The 507-nt window shown below is 60.0% G+C and carries 2 pseudogenes; both read left to right on the top strand.

Going from position 1 to position 507, the window contains the following annotated elements:
- Positions 1-325: pseudogene (locus AC1DVH_RS32620) on the top strand (hypothetical protein); the annotation flags it as partial.
- Positions 326-507, top strand: a pseudogene (locus tag AC1DVH_RS32615) (hypothetical protein); the annotation flags it as partial.

The following is a 507-nucleotide window of genomic DNA, read 5'->3' as shown; positions in this document are numbered from 1 at the left end:
GCCAAGTGGCCGCCGCATTCGCCTGTTCAGCCCGCCCTACTTTCTCGGCAGCAAACTGGAAGCCTACGCCGGTCGCGGCGCGCAGAACCCACTGGGCAGCCAGGACCTTGAGGACATTCTCAATCTGGTCAACGGCCGGGAGGAACTGCTGGCCGAAGTAAAATCTGCCGCCCGAGAACTTCGCATCTACCTGAACCAAACACTGGCAGGCCTGCTGTGCATCAATGACTTCGGTTATCTGGTGCAAGATGCTGCACGCGGGGATAGCGACCGTGAGCAGATCATCTGGCAGCGCCTACACTACATCATCCAGGTAACCGCCTGAATGCACGCGACCGTCAAATGGCAGACCCAGGCCGGTAGTCACACAGCGGACAATCGCGATGCCTTCGCCCATACCGCGCAGGCAAACGCCCGCCTTTACCTGATCGCCGATGGCAGCAGCAGTCACCCGCGCAGCGGTGAATTGGCTCATGCCTTGCTGAATGATCTGACCCAGGGTTTTGG

The sequence above is a fragment of the Pseudomonas sp. P4_C3 genome, from assembly GCF_056402075.1.
This window is presented reverse-complemented; position numbering and strand designations above follow the sequence as displayed.